19 protein-coding genes are annotated in these 17,598 nt (G+C 38.4%); 13 read left to right on the top strand and 6 right to left on the bottom strand.

Going from position 1 to position 17,598, the window contains the following annotated elements; all coding sequences use genetic code 11:
* Positions 1 to 144 precede the first annotated feature (144 nt).
* From FPQ13_RS08080 to FPQ13_RS08100, 6 genes are all read left to right on the top strand, one after another.
* Positions 145 to 1,398, top strand: coding sequence for a YeeE/YedE family protein (locus FPQ13_RS08080; RefSeq protein WP_144088840.1), 1,254 nt, complete (start codon positions 145 to 147; stop codon positions 1,396 to 1,398).
* A gap of 303 nt (positions 1,399 to 1,701) precedes the next feature.
* On the top strand, positions 1,702 to 2,487 hold the full coding sequence (locus FPQ13_RS08085) for an ABC transporter ATP-binding protein (RefSeq protein ID WP_144088841.1): 786 nt from the start codon (positions 1,702 to 1,704) through the stop codon (positions 2,485 to 2,487).
* The gene (locus tag FPQ13_RS08090) at positions 2,471 to 3,229 is read left to right on the top strand and encodes an ABC transporter permease (RefSeq protein WP_144088842.1); all 759 of its coding nucleotides are present in this window, start codon (positions 2,471 to 2,473) and stop codon (positions 3,227 to 3,229) included. Before FPQ13_RS08085 ends, FPQ13_RS08090 begins: the two co-directional genes overlap by 17 nt.
* Before the next feature lie 16 nt (positions 3,230 to 3,245).
* On the top strand, positions 3,246 to 4,241 hold the full coding sequence (locus FPQ13_RS08095) for an ABC transporter substrate-binding protein (protein WP_144088843.1): 996 nt from the start codon (positions 3,246 to 3,248) through the stop codon (positions 4,239 to 4,241).
* A 296-nt stretch (positions 4,242 to 4,537) separates the two neighbouring features.
* A complete protein-coding gene (locus FPQ13_RS13465; protein ID WP_186279602.1) occupies positions 4,538 to 4,708 on the top strand; it encodes a hypothetical protein in 171 nt (56 codons plus the stop codon).
* 208 nt (positions 4,709 to 4,916) lie between these two features.
* The gene (locus tag FPQ13_RS08100; RefSeq protein WP_144088844.1) at positions 4,917 to 5,402 is read left to right on the top strand and encodes a PaaI family thioesterase; all 486 of its coding nucleotides are present in this window, start codon (positions 4,917 to 4,919) and stop codon (positions 5,400 to 5,402) included.
* Positions 5,403 to 5,529: 127 nt separating this feature from the next.
* Here the strand turns inward: FPQ13_RS08100 and FPQ13_RS08105 are convergent, their stop codons facing one another.
* Entirely contained in the window at positions 5,530 to 6,426 is an 897-nt protein-coding gene (locus FPQ13_RS08105; protein ID WP_144088845.1) for a helix-turn-helix domain-containing protein, read from the bottom strand.
* 183 nt (positions 6,427 to 6,609) lie between these two features.
* On the opposite strand from FPQ13_RS08105, the gene FPQ13_RS13470 reads away from it, so the two are divergent.
* From FPQ13_RS13470 to FPQ13_RS08130, 6 genes are all read left to right on the top strand, one after another.
* Positions 6,610 to 6,759: a hypothetical protein gene (locus FPQ13_RS13470; protein WP_186279603.1), complete on the top strand. Its 150-nt coding sequence runs from the start codon at positions 6,610 to 6,612 to the stop codon at positions 6,757 to 6,759.
* Positions 6,760 to 6,938: 179 nt separating this feature from the next.
* Positions 6,939 to 8,315, top strand: coding sequence for a sensor domain-containing phosphodiesterase (locus FPQ13_RS08110; protein WP_144088846.1), 1,377 nt, complete (start codon positions 6,939 to 6,941; stop codon positions 8,313 to 8,315).
* 167 nt (positions 8,316 to 8,482) lie between these two features.
* Positions 8,483 to 8,920 (top strand): SRPBCC family protein, encoded by a 438-nt coding sequence (locus tag FPQ13_RS08115; protein WP_144088847.1) that lies wholly within the window; start codon positions 8,483 to 8,485, stop codon positions 8,918 to 8,920.
* Between the two features lie 78 nt (positions 8,921 to 8,998).
* Positions 8,999 to 9,295 (top strand): 4a-hydroxytetrahydrobiopterin dehydratase, encoded by a 297-nt coding sequence (locus FPQ13_RS08120; RefSeq protein WP_144088848.1) that lies wholly within the window; start codon positions 8,999 to 9,001, stop codon positions 9,293 to 9,295.
* A gap of 96 nt (positions 9,296 to 9,391) precedes the next feature.
* Positions 9,392 to 9,727, top strand: coding sequence for a thioredoxin family protein (locus tag FPQ13_RS08125; protein ID WP_144088849.1), 336 nt, complete (start codon positions 9,392 to 9,394; stop codon positions 9,725 to 9,727).
* Between the two features lie 313 nt (positions 9,728 to 10,040).
* Positions 10,041 to 11,495 (top strand): UDP-N-acetylmuramoyl-L-alanyl-D-glutamate--2,6-diaminopimelate ligase, encoded by a 1,455-nt coding sequence (locus tag FPQ13_RS08130; protein WP_144088850.1) that lies wholly within the window; start codon positions 10,041 to 10,043, stop codon positions 11,493 to 11,495.
* Between the two features lie 52 nt (positions 11,496 to 11,547).
* Here FPQ13_RS08130 and FPQ13_RS08135 read toward each other — a convergent pair whose 3' ends face one another.
* Positions 11,548 to 12,741, bottom strand: coding sequence for an MDR family MFS transporter (locus FPQ13_RS08135; protein ID WP_144088851.1), 1,194 nt, complete (start codon positions 12,739 to 12,741; stop codon positions 11,548 to 11,550).
* A gap of 271 nt (positions 12,742 to 13,012) precedes the next feature.
* Between FPQ13_RS08135 and FPQ13_RS08140 the strand changes: the two genes are divergently transcribed.
* Positions 13,013 to 13,813, top strand: coding sequence for an ion transporter (locus tag FPQ13_RS08140; RefSeq protein WP_342778582.1), 801 nt, complete (start codon positions 13,013 to 13,015; stop codon positions 13,811 to 13,813).
* A 274-nt stretch (positions 13,814 to 14,087) separates the two neighbouring features.
* On the opposite strand, the gene FPQ13_RS08145 is transcribed toward FPQ13_RS08140, so the two are convergent.
* The 4 genes from FPQ13_RS08145 to pstA form a co-directional block, all read right to left on the bottom strand.
* On the bottom strand, positions 14,088 to 14,705 hold the full coding sequence (locus FPQ13_RS08145) for a spore coat protein (RefSeq protein WP_144088853.1): 618 nt from the start codon (positions 14,703 to 14,705) through the stop codon (positions 14,088 to 14,090).
* A gap of 110 nt (positions 14,706 to 14,815) precedes the next feature.
* Entirely contained in the window at positions 14,816 to 15,610 is a 795-nt protein-coding gene (thiD, locus tag FPQ13_RS08150) for a bifunctional hydroxymethylpyrimidine kinase/phosphomethylpyrimidine kinase (protein ID WP_144088854.1), read from the bottom strand.
* Positions 15,611 to 15,867: 257 nt separating this feature from the next.
* Complete coding sequence (pstB, locus tag FPQ13_RS08155) at positions 15,868 to 16,698, bottom strand: phosphate ABC transporter ATP-binding protein PstB (RefSeq protein ID WP_144088855.1); 831 nt, start codon at positions 16,696 to 16,698, stop codon at positions 15,868 to 15,870.
* Positions 16,699 to 16,713: 15 nt separating this feature from the next.
* A complete protein-coding gene (gene pstA / locus FPQ13_RS08160) occupies positions 16,714 to 17,598 on the bottom strand; it encodes a phosphate ABC transporter permease PstA (RefSeq protein ID WP_186279604.1) in 885 nt (294 codons plus the stop codon).

Raw genomic sequence — 17,598 nt, forward strand, 5'->3', positions numbered from 1 at the left:
TAAAAAATATAGATCCGTTTTAAAACCGAGATAAATGCTCGGTTTTTTTGTTTTGGTAAATTTTCATTGACAAAAAGTCGTCAGGAGAATATGATAGATATTATGTTAAACCCGATTAAATCAATCGGAAATGGAGGGATTAAAATGGAAACAAAAGTACAGCCCGTTAACGAGGCTTTAGATCCAATAAAAAGAGAAGATAAGCAGTTGAATCGGCCACAAACTCCTTTGATTGTAGCTGGTTTGGTTGTAACAGCAATACTGATGGTGTATTTACTGTTCACACAAGTTGCGATGCAACCAATTTTATTAATTCTCGGTTTATTACTCGGATATACGCTGTTTCATGCACGTTTTGGTTTTACATCAGCTTTTCGCCGCTTAGCATCAGTAGGGAACGGGCAAGCCGTTCGAGCTCATATGGTTATGCTTGCGGTCGCTGTCACGTTATTTGCACCAATTCTCGCGTTTGGCGTCTCTTTCTTTGGAACAGGAGCATCTGGCTATGTGGCCCCTGTTGGTGTCAGTGTCATTTTAGGGGCATTTTTATTTGGGATTGGCATGCAGTTAGGAGGAGGTTGTGCCTCTGGTACGCTCTATGCGGTTGGTGGAGGACGCACAGTCATGTTGTTTACTTTGCTTTTTTTCATCGTAGGATCAACAATCGGTGCGTATCATTTGCCGTTTTGGACGGATGAAACACCATCTTTTGAGCCAATCTCACTGGCGACTTCGACAGGTTTAGGCTATGGTGGTGCATGGATTGTTTCATTAGCGCTATTTGGATTCATTGCATGGATTACGTTAGTCATTGAAAGAAAAAAACAACCACCACGTATGGCTCCATTGCCAAAGACTGCTGGTTGGAAACGGATCTTCCGTGGTTCTTGGCCGCTATTCGCAGCTGCAATCGGCTTAGCGGTTTTAAATGCTCTAACATTAATGACAAGAGGCCAACCATGGGGAATCACATCAGCATTTGCATTATGGGGATCTAAAACTGCACAAATTTTTGGCTTTGACGTTGCTAGCTGGGGATATTGGCAAGGAGCAAATGCGGAAGTTTTACAGTCCAGCATTTTTACAGATTCAACGACCGTTTTGAATCTTGGTGTCATTTTAGGTGCTTTTCTCGCATCAGCCGCGGGTGGATTATTTAAGTTTTCCAAGCTGACGAAAGGAAATGTTGCAGCATCAATCATCGGTGGACTATTAATGGGATATGGTGCACGTCTTGCATTTGGATGTAATATCGGTGCTTATTTCGGTGGCATCGCATCGTTCAGTGTGCATGGTTATGTTTGGGGATTACTTGCACTTGCAGGAACCTTTGTCGCGCTATATTTACGGCCATTGTTCGGGCTATCCGTTCCAAAACCGAAAGATTCATTCTGTTGACGACCATAAAATAGCTACTCTTAAAAACAAGTAGTTCAGTTCTGGAATACAAAATTGGAATTTGTACCTTTAATTGAACTACTTATCTTAAAAAGAGTGCTTTTTATTTTGCCAAAAATCGTATTTTTCTCGATTAAACAGTCAGGCAATGAGTGTCCTGATAAATCAACTATTATCTTAGGTAAAAGAATATTTTCATGAAACCTAAACAAATAATTGACACACTTTCAGTTACCACTGTATAATCTATTATTGCAATAAAAACATAGTAAGTTTATCGGATTAATAAGGAATGGTGGATATATGTTTTTGGAATTAAAGCAAGTAGGTAAAAGTTATGAAGATCAACAAGGACGTTTTGAAGTCTTTTCCGATATTGATTTATCTATCGAGGAGAATCAGTTTGTTTCCATTCTAGGTCCTTCGGGTTGTGGAAAGTCCACCTTGCTTTCGATGATCGCAGGCTTAGAGAAAATCACGGATGGCACCATCTTGTTGGAAGGGGAAGAAATCAGCAAACCAGGTTCCGACAGAGGGATGGTTTTTCAGGAACCTTCATTGTTTCCTTGGTTGAATGTGAAGAATAATGTCCTTTATCCGATTAAGAAACAATTGCCAAAGAACGAAGCGGAAGATCGCGTCAAGCACTTTTTGAAGATGGTTCATTTAAGTAAGTTCACGGATCATTATACCTATGAATTGTCGGGTGGAATGCAACAGCGCGTTGCGATTGCCAGAGCATTGTCAATGGATCCAAAAGTGTTGCTGATGGATGAACCATTTGGCGCGTTGGATGAACAAACGCGAGATTTGATGCAAGATGAATTGACAAAGATCTGGCAAGAAACGAATAAAACGATTCTGTTCGTGACCCATAGTATACATGAAGCCATTAAGCTTTCCGATCGCGTTATTGTCATGGGCATCCGGCCAGGTCGCATCATTGCCGATATCAACGTCGATTTGCCTAGACCAAGGAAGCGGAATAACCCGGATGTCGTTGAGTTAGAAACCCAAGTCATGGACTTACTGAAAGTAGAAATCGATAAAGTATTAAAGGAAGAAATAGACTATGAAGCTAGCAATTAAACGGACACTGTTTCTCGTTGTCGTTGTTGGGATTTGGCAGTTGGTTGTATCAATGAATATTTTCCCGGAAGTTGTTTTGCCTGGTCCGGTGAAAGTAATGCAAGCTTTATTTGACGGTTTTGCAAGTGGGAGTTTACTCGTAGCACTCGGAGCAAGTTTTAAACATCTGCTGATTGGTTTGTCGCTCGCCTTGCTTTTCGGGACAATTCTAGGAGTTATTCTCGGAAAATCTCGTCAAGCGGATGAAACGGCTGGAATGTACTTAATTGCTCTTCAAAGTATTCCAAGTATCGTTTGGGTACCTTTGTCCCTGATGTTATTTGGCTTTACAGAGTTCGCCGTCATCTTTGTTGTCGTACTAGGTGGTACATTCGTTATGGCTTTGAATGTCCGGTCGGCGATTCAAAACGTTCCACCGCAATTGGTGAAAGCTGCCCGAACAATGGGCACGAGTGGAGCAGAGTTGTTTTATCGGGTTGAGATTCCTGCGAGTATCCCGTATTACATGACCGGTGTCCGACTTGCTTGGGCCTTCAGCTGGAGAGCGTTGATGGCAGGGGAATTATTGAGCAATGGTCCAGGACTGGGGTATTCCCTACAATTTGCCTCGGATTTTGCCCGGATGGATCAAGTCATTGGCATCATCATTATCATCGGTACGATTGGGGCCGTCGTCGATCAGTTAGTATTTTCGAAATTAGAGAAAAATGTTCTCAAACGTTGGGGCTTATTAAAATCATAAAAAGGAGAGTCATCTTATGAAAAAAATAATCTTATTCGCAATGGTCGTATTGTTAGGTGCGTTCATGGCAGCTTGCGGTAGTTCCAATGCGGAAGAAGGTTCAAATAGTGAAGAAGTAACTATCGGTTACTTTCCAAATATTAATCACGTTGCAGGCATGGTTGCAGAGGAAAAAGAACTATATTCAGAGTCATTACCAGACGGCACAACTGTTAACTATCAGTATTTCCCGGATGGTTCAGCGTTCATGACAGCGCTTGAAACCGGAGATATTGAAGCAGGTATTGTCGGACCCGGTCCTGCAATGAACCACTACACAAGTGGTGCTGAAGTAAGTGTTGTCGCAGCAGGTTCGGCTGGTGGAACGGTCATTATGGCAAGAAAAGATGCAGGCATTGAGTCACCTGAAGATCTTGCCGGAAAAAACTTCATTTCACCACGTGTAGGTTGCACACATGATGTTCAATTCGAAACGCAAATGAAAGAAGACTTTGGCATGACAACCGATCGTGTGAATGGTGAAATCAAACACGTTACAGGTAAACCAGCGACTTACTCCAATATGTTTGCGACAGGAAATGTCGATGTCGCGACGGTTCCAGAGCCATGGGCATCCTTTATTGAAGAAGAAGGAACAGGGGAAGTGTTGATTGATACACCGGAAGTTGCTTATGGGGAAACGCTACCGGCTGCTGTATTTGTTACTTCTAATGAGTTGATTGAAAATGATCCCGAGCTGGTTCAAAATATCGTTGACGCACACAAGAACGCAACAGAATTTATTCAAAACAATCCAGATGAGGCCAAGACAATCGCGATTGAAAAAATCAAAGACATTACCGATCAAGAACTTTCCTCAGAGGTCATCGATCGAGCTTGGGAAAGAATTGATTTCACCTATGAAGTTGACGCAGAAGTGTTGCAGGAGTTCGCAAACTCTTCTTACGACTTAGGTTTCTTGGATGAACAGCCTGATTTATCAGGATTAGTCGATAAACAATTTATTGAATAAGATGATTGATAGCCACTCGGTTCATCGGGTGGCTTTTCGTTTTCAATAAACGTATAAAGTTTTCAAGAAAGTTATGGTAATATAAAAAATTCGTTGCATCTGAATAGAAAGAAGAATCTGCTAATGAAGTAACTGATTAAATTAGTACAGATTCTTCAGCACAAGAGTTAAAAAAGTTAGTCGAGAAAACCCTAATGGAAAATTTTCGTTATGCTGAAGAAGAAAATTTCGAAGCCTAAACGGCTACTCTCGTAGAGTCAGTTCGAACGGACGAAGGTCAGACGAATGTATAAGGCTTGCTTAATAACTACGACATGGATTATGAGATTTTGGATCTGTCTGTTCAATCGATTTCCCACGAAGAAGCAGAAATTGAAATCATACAACAAAGTATTGCAACAGAATTGGCTGAAGTATATGAATACAATAACAATCAAGTAAAGGCTATTCATCAATTAGTGGTTTAAGAAAGTGAGTATATGATCAGCGTGACAGAAACATTGACCGACACAATCGTACAGGTTGAACAAATTGGCAATCCAATTCAATAGAAATTTGGTGGGCATTTGAAGTTCATTTATTGAATGTCCTTTTTTCATTTAATATAAAGAAGGAATTCTTCACACCAACCGAGAAACCTATTCATTGTAGAAGAGAATACAATTTAGAGGTGAGATGATGGAAGAAGTAAAGTATGCGATTCAAGATGACTATCCAAATGATTTTGCTCATTGCTATGGTTGTGGTCATCAAAATAAGGATGGGCATTTATTTCGAACAGGATGGAAAGGTGATCAGTCAATAACAATTTATCAGCCTGAACCAAAACATACAGCGATTCCTGGGTTTGTCTATGGTGGATTAATTGCTTCCTTGGTCGATTGCCATGGAACTGGGTCAGCAGCTCTTTTTTTACATAGGAAGAATGGTCATGAGCCAGGCGATGGCGAACCAGCACCACGCTTTGTGACTGCCTCATTGCATGTAGACTATTTAAAACCTACACCTCAAGGCGTTCCGTTGAAAGCGGTTGGCGACATTGAAGAGATTCATCCGAAAAAATTCAAAGTGACGACGAACGTATATGCAAATGATGAAGTAGTTGTAAAAGGAGAAGTTGTAGCTGCGGTTATGCCTGATACGTTTGCGAATAAGGGATAAAACCTACCATAATAAACAATAGAACCCTGACTCTTATACGAGCCAGGGTTCGATTTCTATTTATACAGCTAAAAAGTTTTAGAAAAAGTAAAAATAATTATAAACAACAACAACGATTTGTGGTATATTAAACTTGTTTATGTAAATTTTGCAACTCGTTCAAATTGAATAAAGCTTTTTGATAATAATGGTTTTCTTCAGTTAGCTCAAAAACTTGCTTTGCTTTTCGAAAGAATTCAAGTGCTTGAACGGTTTGCTCAATTTCTTCATATGCTCTTCCAATAATAAAATATAAATGGCCCATTCCATATAAAGATCGATTATTTCTACAAGAAGTTAGCCCTTTTTTCGCGTGATCGATCGTTTTTTCGTAATTTGAGATCATTAGGTTACAACGAGCCAGATTATATCGAATCATAATTTCAATATTATGATTACGAATGATTGGTAGTTTTTTAACAGAGAAAAGCAGATCTTCATAAAGGTCAATTGCTTGCTTATATTGTTTAAAGTCTACTAATATATTTGCTTTATTGATTAAAATTTCAATTTCTCGTTCGGACTTGACCTTTTGGTTCGTGTTGAATAGAAATAAAGCTTCATTAAGTAAATCTAGCGATGCTTCCAAGTCTTTATCAACATACCTTTTACACAGAGCTTTATGCCATAAGATGAATTGTTTAAATCGTCTATTTTCATATAAAGGAGTTTTTTCTTCTTTTTCAATTAATGCTTTCAGTCCAATATAATTATCTTGTATGACCATTTCCCTTGCTTGGATTTCTACTTCAAGCGAGTAATCCATACGTTCCGGAAAAGTTGTATCATAAAAGTAATTCACATCCACACCGAGCCGTTCGGCAATCTTGAATAAAATATCCGCTGCAATAGCAAGAGAACCGTTTTCAATTTTACTAATATATGCTTGTGTACATATACCGTCACATAACTCCTTCTGTGTCATATGAAAGTATCTTCGTAAATCATAGATTTTGGATCCGATATCCTCTCGATTATCTATCAAAATTCCCGCACTCCCTTACAAAATTTTCCTGAAAATATTCCGATGTTTATACTTTTTGAGAAAAACGTAGAAAATGAAAGAAAATCACCTCTTATTCGGCTCAAATCGGGTTAAATCGCAAATCCACCTAATTTGATAGTATGATAGATTTAATTTAAATCAACTAACAAAGGAGGGTCTCGATTGAAAAAGTTTTTGAGCCTTGTTGCTGTTGTTCTTATTGTCTCTAGTCTTTATGGCTTTGACGTCAGCCAAGAAAATACGTCTGAAGAAGCATTTGTTTCCATTCAAGGAATTGGAAATGGGAACAAAGATCTCGGTTCGCTTGACTAATTGTTAGTTGCAGATCTACAAAAGATACAACCATCCATATCGGGCTACCCCGCAATTTTGGTAGCCCTCTTTTTTAAAAAAACTGAATTTTCATTTTTACATAAATATATTATACACTGTTTAACTAAAAACGAAAAATGGTCATCTACTACTAATTCATAGCGAGGGAGGATTCTTTTATGGTTCACCAACAAGTGAAGAATCGATTAAAGATTTCACCAGAAGAATTCTTGGAAGGATATCGTTATATTGAAGAAGCGATGAATCAATCAGACTCCTACGAAGACGCCCTACATCACATATTAAAATACTTTGACCGTAAACTGACTGGCACATACAGTGCAATCATGATTGTCGATGAAAAGAAAGAATTTATTCAAGAATGTATCTCCAATGGATTAACTGAAGAATTCAAGAAGGCATTTTTCGGAATGTTAATTGATAAAGGAATAGGCTCCAGTGCTACGTCCATTCGGACAGGCAAAGTCACATTTACAGAAAACATTTCGAATGACTTACGTGGGGATGTTTTCAGTGATATTCCTGATTTACTTAAGTTGAGCTCTTGTAGATCTATACCGATCTTCGACTACCGCGATAATGAAGTGCTTGCTGTATTTACTATTTTTTCGAAGCAATCTCATTCACCTACCAATCGTGAAGTAGAAATCGTCAAATCCTTCCGTTCGCTATTAACATTGTTAATTACAAATTATATACAGTCCGAACTAATGCGAGTTGACTTTCCGTGGATCGATAAAATTAAAGAGCCAGTATCGCAAGCTGATGAAGAATTTAAGTGTGAGCTTCTGAAAGCTATTGAAAATAAAGAAATCAAGCCATTCTATCAACCTCTATATCAGATGGATACGAACCAAATCTATGGTTTTGAAGCATTAGCTCGATGGGATCATCCACAAAAAGGGATCCTTCCACCAAATGAATTTATCGAGTTTGCAGAAGACCATCATATCATCGATTTAATCGATGACCTCGTCGTTGAGCAAGCTTGTATGGATATTCAACAGTTAAAGGAGAGATATAACCAAGATTTCGTCTTGTCTGTAAATATTTCAGCCATTCATATTACACAATTAGACTTTTCAAAAAAGCTAAAGAACATTTTAATGAAAACAAATTTTCCTGGTGAACTTTTGGCATTGGAGATTACTGAAACGGCTTTAATGCAACAAATTGGTCATGTATCCAAAACAATCGATCAAATTAAACAGCTAGGTGTACAAATATCGATTGATGATTTTGGAACATCATACTCTTCATTGAATTATTTGAAGTATCTATCCGTTGATATGATTAAGCTTGATCGTTCCTTTGTGCGAGATGTCATCGACAATCCAGTCGATCAACGAATTTGTAAAACAATTATACAGCTCGCAGAAGACTTAAACTTAAAGCTATTGGCTGAAGGGATCGAAACGAAGGAACACTATGAAATCATCCGAAATTACGGGTGTAAGATATTTCAAGGCTTTTACTTCAGCCACCCAGTTAAATTGGAGGAAATTAAGCAACAGGTTGCTAAACAGCTCGTATGAATAACGCTAATTACCTAAATATTGGTTTGTATATTACTCCCTTTTTCGATTTGTCCTAACCTTACTAGAGGTTGGGACGTTTTTTTGAAGATTGCTTTTAAGCTGAGTCATCATTTGGTAAATGATATAATGATGTAAAGTAGACATGGGGATGGGGAGGAGCTTAAATGGCGATTCAATTAGAAACAGTTATTGAAGCACCAATCGAGCAAGTTTTTGATGTAGCATTAAACTATCGATATACGGAAAAAATGAGTCACATTGAAGATATCGAAGTCATAACAGACGGACCGGTTGCATTGAATACTGGAATTAAAGAAACAAGAAATATTCGTGGATTCAAAGTGGAAAATATTTTGAAAGTGACTGAATTTGAACCAAACAAAAGATTTACGGTTGAAAGTCAGCAGCATCAATTATTCGTGAAATACACGTACCTTTTCTCAGAAGTGGATAACGGAACGAAGGTAGAATTTATCGGTAAGCTGAAGCCGTCCGGAATTAAAAACAAGTTATATAAACCGTTAATCACGAGGATGATCAAAAAAGAGGATGGAGAACAATTACAAGCGATGAAACAATATATTGAAGAAAACGATCAATAATCCTTTATTGATGAACATTTCATTTTCGTTATTAACTTCCTTGATCGAAGGGTAAACAAAAATCAGGAGGGAAAATTTATGGAATTATTGTCAGAAGAAAAGATTGAACAAGAACTCGAGAAGCTATCGAAGTGGAAACGTATCGATGAAAAATGGATTCGTCGCCGCTACAAATTTGATAACTATTTATTGGGTGTCGAGTTTGTCAGCAAAGTAGCGGCTTATGCAGAGGGGAAGCAACATCATCCGAATATTGCAATTGATTATAAAGTGGTGACGCTTAAGATTTCATCTTGGGAAATGCAGGGCATTACTGATTTGGATATTGAAATGGCACATTATTTTGATGAATTATATGAGCAGTCAGATAAATAATAATATGAGTGATTTATGCTGCCCGGTAAGCAAGTCTTGCTGGGCAGTTGCTAATTGGAGCGTAAAATTATGGTTATGTAAATTGGAGTGATTATGATGGAATATTTCGAGCGATTGGCAACCGTTGAAGAAGCAGAACAGTTCATAGAAGAAAGCGATGTGGCTTTTTTGTACATTTCACAAGAAAACTGTAGCGTATGTCATGGTCTGAAGCCTCAAGTCAAAAAAGTAATGGATCAGTATCCAAAAATCCAAACGGCTGAGATTCGTACAGATGATGCTCCCGAAGTGGCAAGTAAATTTCATATTTTTACGGTGCCTGTTCTTTTACTATTTGTAGACGGTAAGGAATATCATCGGGAAGCTCGTTCGGTGTTTATGCAAAAGTTTGATGAGAAAATCAAAGAGCTTTACGAAAATTATTTTGATTAATTTATATTAGTCATTGCCCATGTTCACCTACTTATGCGGTAATCTTTTTTAGGATAACAATTAGATGGAATTTATCTGGGTTCAAAAATAAGATTTTTGAGGCTTCTACCTTCACCATGTATCTTGTGATTTCTTCTATGTATAAATAATTACTATCTTTAATTACTGTTGATAAAACGACACGAATTCTTTAGAATAGGACATTCGACTAACAAGCGAACAAGGTCTTTTTACTTAATCGTTAAGAATAGTTTTTAAAACGAACCATTGAGGGTAAACTATACAAAATTACCGTGTCATTTTGGAGGCAGTCATGAACATCGAAAAGATCCTTAATGGAATATCATATAAAAATCCATACAATGAGTCGATTGATCACATAGATATCCTAGGGATTACCGATGATTCACGTGAAGTACAAGAAGGATTTATGTTTATCGCTGTCAATGGTGAGAAAATTGATGGGCATCAATATATTGACGAAGCGATCGAAAATGGAGCGTCAGTGATTGTTGGTGAACGGCCTGAACCGTTGGAGAAAAGTGTCTATTTATCTGTAGAACAGTCTAAATCAGTTTTAGGAATTATAGCGAAAAACTTTTACGATACGGCTAATAAAAAACAGCAGATCATTGGAATTACAGGAACAAATGGAAAAACGACGACAAGTTATATGTTGAAGGCAGCATTGGAGGCTCAAGGTTATCAGTGTGGCGTAGTAGGGACAATTCAAAACATTGTTAACGGACAAGCCTTTAAAACGATTAATACAACTCCGAACCCACTTAAGCTACACCAACTACTTCATAAAAGTGAAGATGATGTGATGATCGTTGAAGTATCATCGCACGCGTTAAAGCAAGACCGTGTCAAAGGCGTCATCTTTGATGTGGCTATATTTACGAACTTGGAAAAAGAGCACTTAGATTATCACGCAACGATGGAAGACTACTTTGAAACAAAATATCAGCTTTTTAAACAGTTAAAGAAAAACGGTCTGGCAATCGTGAATCGAGACAATTCATGGGGTGAAATCGTATATCGGAGATTAAAGGAACAATCTTATGATTTAAAAACGATAAGCACTGAAGCGGATGCATCCATTCTGTTGGATTTCGAGCAGTCGACCATTCAATTTTCAAACGAAAAAGCTATTCCGTTTGAGTTGAAGATGCCTGGTGAACACAATCGATTAAATGCCGCTATGACTTTGCTCGTTTGTGAGTACTTCGGCTTGAATCGTGAAAAGTCGATGGATGTATTGCGTCATTTTGCTTCATTACCAGGTCGATTTGAGTCGATTCATTTCCCGGGAAATAAACGAATCGTCATCGATTACGCTCATACGACAAAAGGTATTATTTATTGTCTGAAAGCCGCTCGTGAATGTGTCGCCAAGCGAGTCATTCATGTTTTTGGATTTCGAGGGAATCGTGACGAATCGAAACGAGCTGATATGTTAATTAATTCTGCGATGTACAGTGACCAATATATCTTGACTTTAGATGACCTCAATGAACAAACTGAGGAAGAAATGATACAAGTGTTGTATGATTACCATGAAAAGTATGGCCATTCACAAGGTAAGATCATACCAGACCGAACGCTTGCGATCAAAGAAGCCATCGAAGCTGCAGGTGAAGGAGATATTGTCCTAGTAACAGGAAAAGGCCACGAGTCATACAAGCAACCGTTTCAATTAGGGACGAGTTCTGACAGAGAGACCGCTGAGAAATTAAAGCAAGCTGTGAAAGATATGACCGTATAAAAAGCATTCCAACGTCGATTATATCGATGTCGGAATGCTTTCTTTGTGTTATTCAATTTGTCCTACTGGATCGCTGTCTGTTTCGATTTTTTTCAGCTAATGACAATAAAAAGATAGAAAGGAACGGTATCAGAAGTAGTAGTGCCAAAATGATAAACAGAACATGAATGGAGTAATGGTCGACAATTAAACCGCCAAATGCGGGACCAGTCATCCGGCCTGCTGTGGCAACACTATTGATAATTCCTTGGTAAAAACCTGTTCTGCCTTTCGGCGCTAAGCTTCCTGCGATTGTCGGGACGGCAGGCCAAACAAACATTTCACCAAATGTAAGAATAACCATGCCTGTTGCGAATTCAGCAAAAGACTCCGCTTTAAGAATATAAATAAAGGAACTAAGGAAGATGGCATTTCCTACGACGATTTGCGTTTTTGGACTTGTAATCCAACGCGTGAGTATCTTCATCAATGGCTGGCCAGCGATAATCATGGCACCATTAATTGTCCACAAAATACTATACCGATCAATTGGGATTCCTAAGTCTTGAGTATATGAAGCAATCGTTGTTTGCCATTGTGTATAGGCAACCCAAGCGATGAAAAATCCGATACTTAAAAAACCAAGAGCCAAGAAAGACTTTTTGTTTTTAATCGTCATCCCTGAACTAAAGACTGTCGAATAAGCATTCGCATCGACCTTTTTTTCCATTGGCTTAAAGGTAAAATACACAAGCAAATAAAACAAAATGAAAAGGGAAGCATTTGCCCAAAAAATATACGAAAAGGAATAGTAGGCAACAAAACCTCCAAGTGAAGCTCCGAGTGCGACACCGACATTTTGTGCCACATAGATTGCATTAAATGACCTTCTTCCACCTTCAGGCCATACCGAAGTTGCCATAGCGTACATCGCAGGAACGATTACACCTGAACCTAATCCCATCGTAATTAATAAAATCGAGTAAGGTACAAGAGAATGGAATTGAGTTAACACAATTGCGGAAATTAGCGTTAAAGCTCCGCCACTCAATATTGTTCGATATCCTCCTATTTTATCAAAAAGCGTTCCGCCGATTAAATTACCAACAATCGCAGCTCCTTGATTAAACATCAAAATAAGCCCAGCAAAAGTCAGCGACTCGCCAAGCTCGTTATGCATATAGATTGTATTTAACGGCCAGATGAATGATGCGCCTGTGACGTTAATAGATGTTGCGATAATTAAAATCCATACCTGTTTTGGCATATGCTGTTACCCCTAATTAGAAAGAATCCGTTACTTTATTCCACGTATTTTATCATGATTAGTCGAAAAAAACTATATGAGGATTTTAATTAGTTGTTACTATATGAAAGTGTGTTAGTGAGCGTTGAGAGGGCGCGTGACTGTTCAAACGATTCCGCTTACCGTTTAACCGCCATTACAAATGTACATATTTAACACAAATATTTTCTCCAAAATGACAAGCTGTTTATGATAAAATAAAGCAGGCATAATTAAAGGTGGGGGATTGGAATTGTTGCAAACATTTAGTAGAAAAATTGTGGGACATTCGTTGTTTCAACCAATTGTAATCGGCATTATTTTATTGAATGCTATCTTTGTCGGCGTTGAAACGTACGGAAGTTTATATGAAAAATATAGAGAGTTGTTTTTGACTTTTGATATCATCGTTTTAGTTTTATTTACGATTGAAATCATTTTGAAGATGATTGCAGAAGAGAAGACCTTAAATTTCTTTAAAGATAATTGGAACGTCTTTGATTTTTTGATTGTTGCTGCAAGTTATATTTTTATCGGGTCACCATTTATTACGGTGTTACGAGTTTTACGTGTACTGCGGGTTTTCCGTACGATATCCGTCATACCGTCATTACGAAAATTAGTGAATGCTTTATTGATGACCTTACCTTCTTTAGGAACAATCATGTTACTGTTATTCATCGTATTTTACATTTTTAGTGTAATCGGTACAATGCTCTTCCAAGATGTCAGTGCAGAGTACTTTGGAAATCTGCAACTGACAGCATTGACATTATTTCAGATGATTACATTGGAGTCATGGGCAAGTGGAGTTATGCGTCCAGTTATGGAGATAACGCCGTGGGCATGGATCTATTTTGTTGTCTTTATTCTTGTCGGCGCTTTTGTCGTCCTTAATCTATTTGTCGGTGTCATCGTCAATAATTTTGAAAAGATTGATGCATGGGAGAAAGAAGAAGAGGATGAAGCAGACCAAGAGCATGTTCGTAATGAAATAGCTGAATTGAAACAAGAAATTCGGGAATTAAAAGAATTAATTAAAGAGAAAAACTAGAGAAAAGCTGGGAAAAGTTTATAAGTAAAAATAAAAACCCGAACAATTTAGATATAAGTAAATCGTTCGGGTTTTCTATTTGGATAACGCTCCATCAAAACACTTCGCTTGCCGCGGGCACGACTCGAGCCTCCTCGGCTCAAAACCATGGCCTGCGGGGTCTCGAGTAACGTGCTGTTCCCGCAGGCGTCTACGTGTTTTGATTCCGCTCCTATACATTAACTTTATTGTTATTTAGATATTCGTCTTTTACATTAAAATTTTTCTTATAAAATTAATGCTGCTGCGGATTCGGGATAGCTGTGAAACTGTTCAGTAATTGAGTCATCGATTGATCATCAAACTGCGGTACTTGGTAAAAGCTTCGATCGTTTTGATACAAAAATAGCTCATAAGCCATTTCACATAAGTTCGGTACACTATCTTGCAAAACGCGACGCATAACTGGATTTGTTGCTTCCAATGCAGATGTCGTACAAGCTGTCGCACATGCTTTAATATGACCCATCATATAACTTGAGTAGTTTTGTTCATTCAATGATTGTGGGGATTGTTGCGGTTGTGTCGGTTGACTAGGACTTAATCCGTACGTGACGTCATTTGAAAGTTCAAAGTTATATGTCGTTGTTGGTTGCTGTGGACGAGTTCCAGATTGATACGTATTAACCATCGTGTTATACAGTTGGTTCAAATACTGAGTTTGTCTAGATAAAATACTTTGCAGTTGTTCACATTGAATATTTGGTTGGTACATTTTATAATGCTCAAGCGTGCCAGTTAACGTAGATAATGTTTCGTGAACATCCATGATTTCATGGGCGCCATGACTTTTGTTTGCAGCTAAATTGCTCGAATTCTGCATTTGGCTGTTCGGGTTTTGTTGCTGTTGCATGAAAGAATCCTCCTTTGTGTAAAGTACATTTATAAGGTGGTTCTTTCTGATTGGAATTATTCATAAAAAAACTGCCCTCGAATGCTTCCATTCAAGAGCAGTTTGTCGTGTTATTTGCGGTTTGCATATTGTTTAACGGAGCCGACATACTCATTCAGCTTTTCTGCACCTTTGATGGCATTGAAAACAAATTCTTTTGCAAATTCAACAGCTTCTCGTGGAGATTTACCGTTAACGTAAGAACCGGCGATAGCTGAGGCGAATGTACAGCCAGCGCCATGTGTATAAGCTGACTGAATAACCTCACCCTCTAAAACAGTGAGTTCACTACCGTCGTAGAAAACATCAACAGCTTTGTTCTCATCGATATCTGATCCACCCTTAATGACGACGTTTTTCGCGCCGAGATCATGGATTTTCTTAGCTGCTTCTTTCATTTCGTCAACCGTTCTCAATAAAGGCATTTCTGTCAACTGACTAGCTTCGAAAAGGTTCGGTGTTGTAATAACAGCTTTCGGTACAAGAATTTTTCGTAATGCAATCGCGTTCTCTGGATGAACGGGCTCATCAACACCTTTACAAGCTAAAACGGGATCGACTACAGCTTCAAGGTTATATTTGTCAATCGTCTCTGCAGCTAATTGGATGGATTCAGTTGTTGGGATCATCCCTGTTTTCATTAAGTCCACACCAATGCCGTCTAAAATCGTACGAAGCTGTGCTTTGACGGTGTCAATTTCAATTGGATAGACATCGTGTGCCCAATTGCTCTCTGGATTTTGCGCAACCATTGTAGTCAGTGCGGTCATCCCATACACACCTAACTCTTCCATTGTTTTAAGGTCTGCTTGAATACCTGCGCCACCACTTGTATCAGATCCTGCCATAATAAGAACTTTTTTCATTTCGTTCTTCCCCCTTCGTATGTGTAGCTAAATTCCACAGACGGGAAAAATGATGAATGGATAGATAAATGTATCATTTTTGAAGTCTGATCAAACGTTAAAGTTTGTTACATAAGTAAAGAATAATTTTATTTTACACGTTTCGATTTATGTTGACAATTAGATGATACTGAAAAAACGTCCTTTCATTTCGGCAAATCGTTGAAATGCAAAAATGCCCATAAAGCAAATGCTTCATGAGCGAATGAAAGACATATTTATCCAAAACGGCCGTTGATATAATCCATTGTTCGGGAATCTTTAGGTTCGGTAAATAGCTCTTCGGTTTTACCGAACTCGACGACTTCACCATTTAAAAAGAAGGCCGTTTGATCGGAAATTCGAGCTGCTTGCTGCATATTATGTGTGACAATGACGATGCTATATTGTTTTTTTAATGATTGGATGAGTTCTTCTACCTTTGTTGTGGAAATTGGGTCTAGTGCAGATGTAGGTTCATCCATTAAAATGACTTCAGGTTCAATGGCAAGACAGCGAGCGATACATAATCGTTGTTGCTGTCCTCCAGATAAACCGAATGCATTTTCCTTTAAACGATCTTTTACTTCATCCCAAATGAATGCGTCTTTAAGGCTTTTTTCGACGATGTCATCGAGGATACTTTTCTTCTTGATTCCATGAATACGTGGTCCATAGGCAACATTATCATAAATGGATTTCGGGAAAGGGTTTGGTTTCTGGAATACCATGCCAACATCCGTACGCAAAGCTTCAGCTGAATAATCCTTACTTAAAATATTGCTTCCTTTATAATGGATATCGCCTTTCGTTTGAACAGAGGGGATGAGTTCAACCATTCGATTTAATGTTTTAATAAACGTTGACTTTCCGCAGCCCGACGGACCGATAATCGCTGTAATGCTCTTTTCAGGTATCTTAAGATCAATATTTTTTAAAGCTTGCGTTTCTCCGTACCATAAGTTTAAAGACTTTGTTTCAAAAATCGATTCCTTTTCGACTTCATTTTTATTCTTAGATTCTTTCTTTTCAATCGCTGGAACAGCATATAATTGCGTTTGAACAGCCATACATTGATCTCCTTTCTAAAAACGATGTTGGAATTTATTGCGAATGTAAATCGCTATTGAATTTAGAATGAATAACATCAACAACAAAATGATAATCGAAGCAGCAGCTAGATTCGCGTATTCTTCAACGAGCGCTGCATCCAATGTCCAGTAATAAATTTGCATCGGCAGTGCTGTGAACCGGTCCATAAATCCACCTGGAAATGGAATCAGTAATGCCGGAATACCTAATACGACGAGTGGTGCTGTTTCTCCGATTGCACGAGATAAAGCGAGAATCGAACCTGTTAAAATACTCGGCAACGCTGTTGGTAAAATAATGCTTTTAATGGTTTGCCATTTGCTTGCCCCTAATCCATACGATGCTTCACCAAGTGTTTGAGGGACCGCACGCAATGCTTCTTGAGAAGAGACGATGACAATTGGTAAAACGAGCAAAGATAAGGTTAAGCCACCAGCCAATACCGTACTGCCGAAATCCATTAAGCGAACAAATACAGTTAGCCCAAGAATCCCGTAAACAATGGATGGGACACCTGCAAGGTTGGCAATGTTTGTTTGAATCAAGGAATGAATTCGTCCTTTCTTCGCATACAGCTCAAGGTAAATGGCAGCACCCATACCGAGAAACAGTGTGAAAAATACAACGACAAGCATCAACCAGAACGTTCCGAGAATTGCACCCATAATTCCTGCTTTTTCAGGGTCCATGGATAAATGCCCTGTTATAAAGTTCCAATCAATCCAAGCGAAGCCTTGTGAAACAGTGCGTATTAATAGAATTGCCAATACGACTAAGCCGGAGAGAGTAGCTCCAAGAAAAACATATTTGAGAATACTGTTAAGCCTTAGGCGAAAATTAATTCTCTTCCTTACTTGTAAACGATCGATATATTGCAT

The sequence above is a fragment of the Allobacillus salarius genome (assembly GCF_007559425.1).
In the GTDB taxonomy this organism is placed as follows: domain Bacteria; phylum Bacillota; class Bacilli; order Bacillales; family Alkalibacillaceae; genus Allobacillus; species Allobacillus salarius.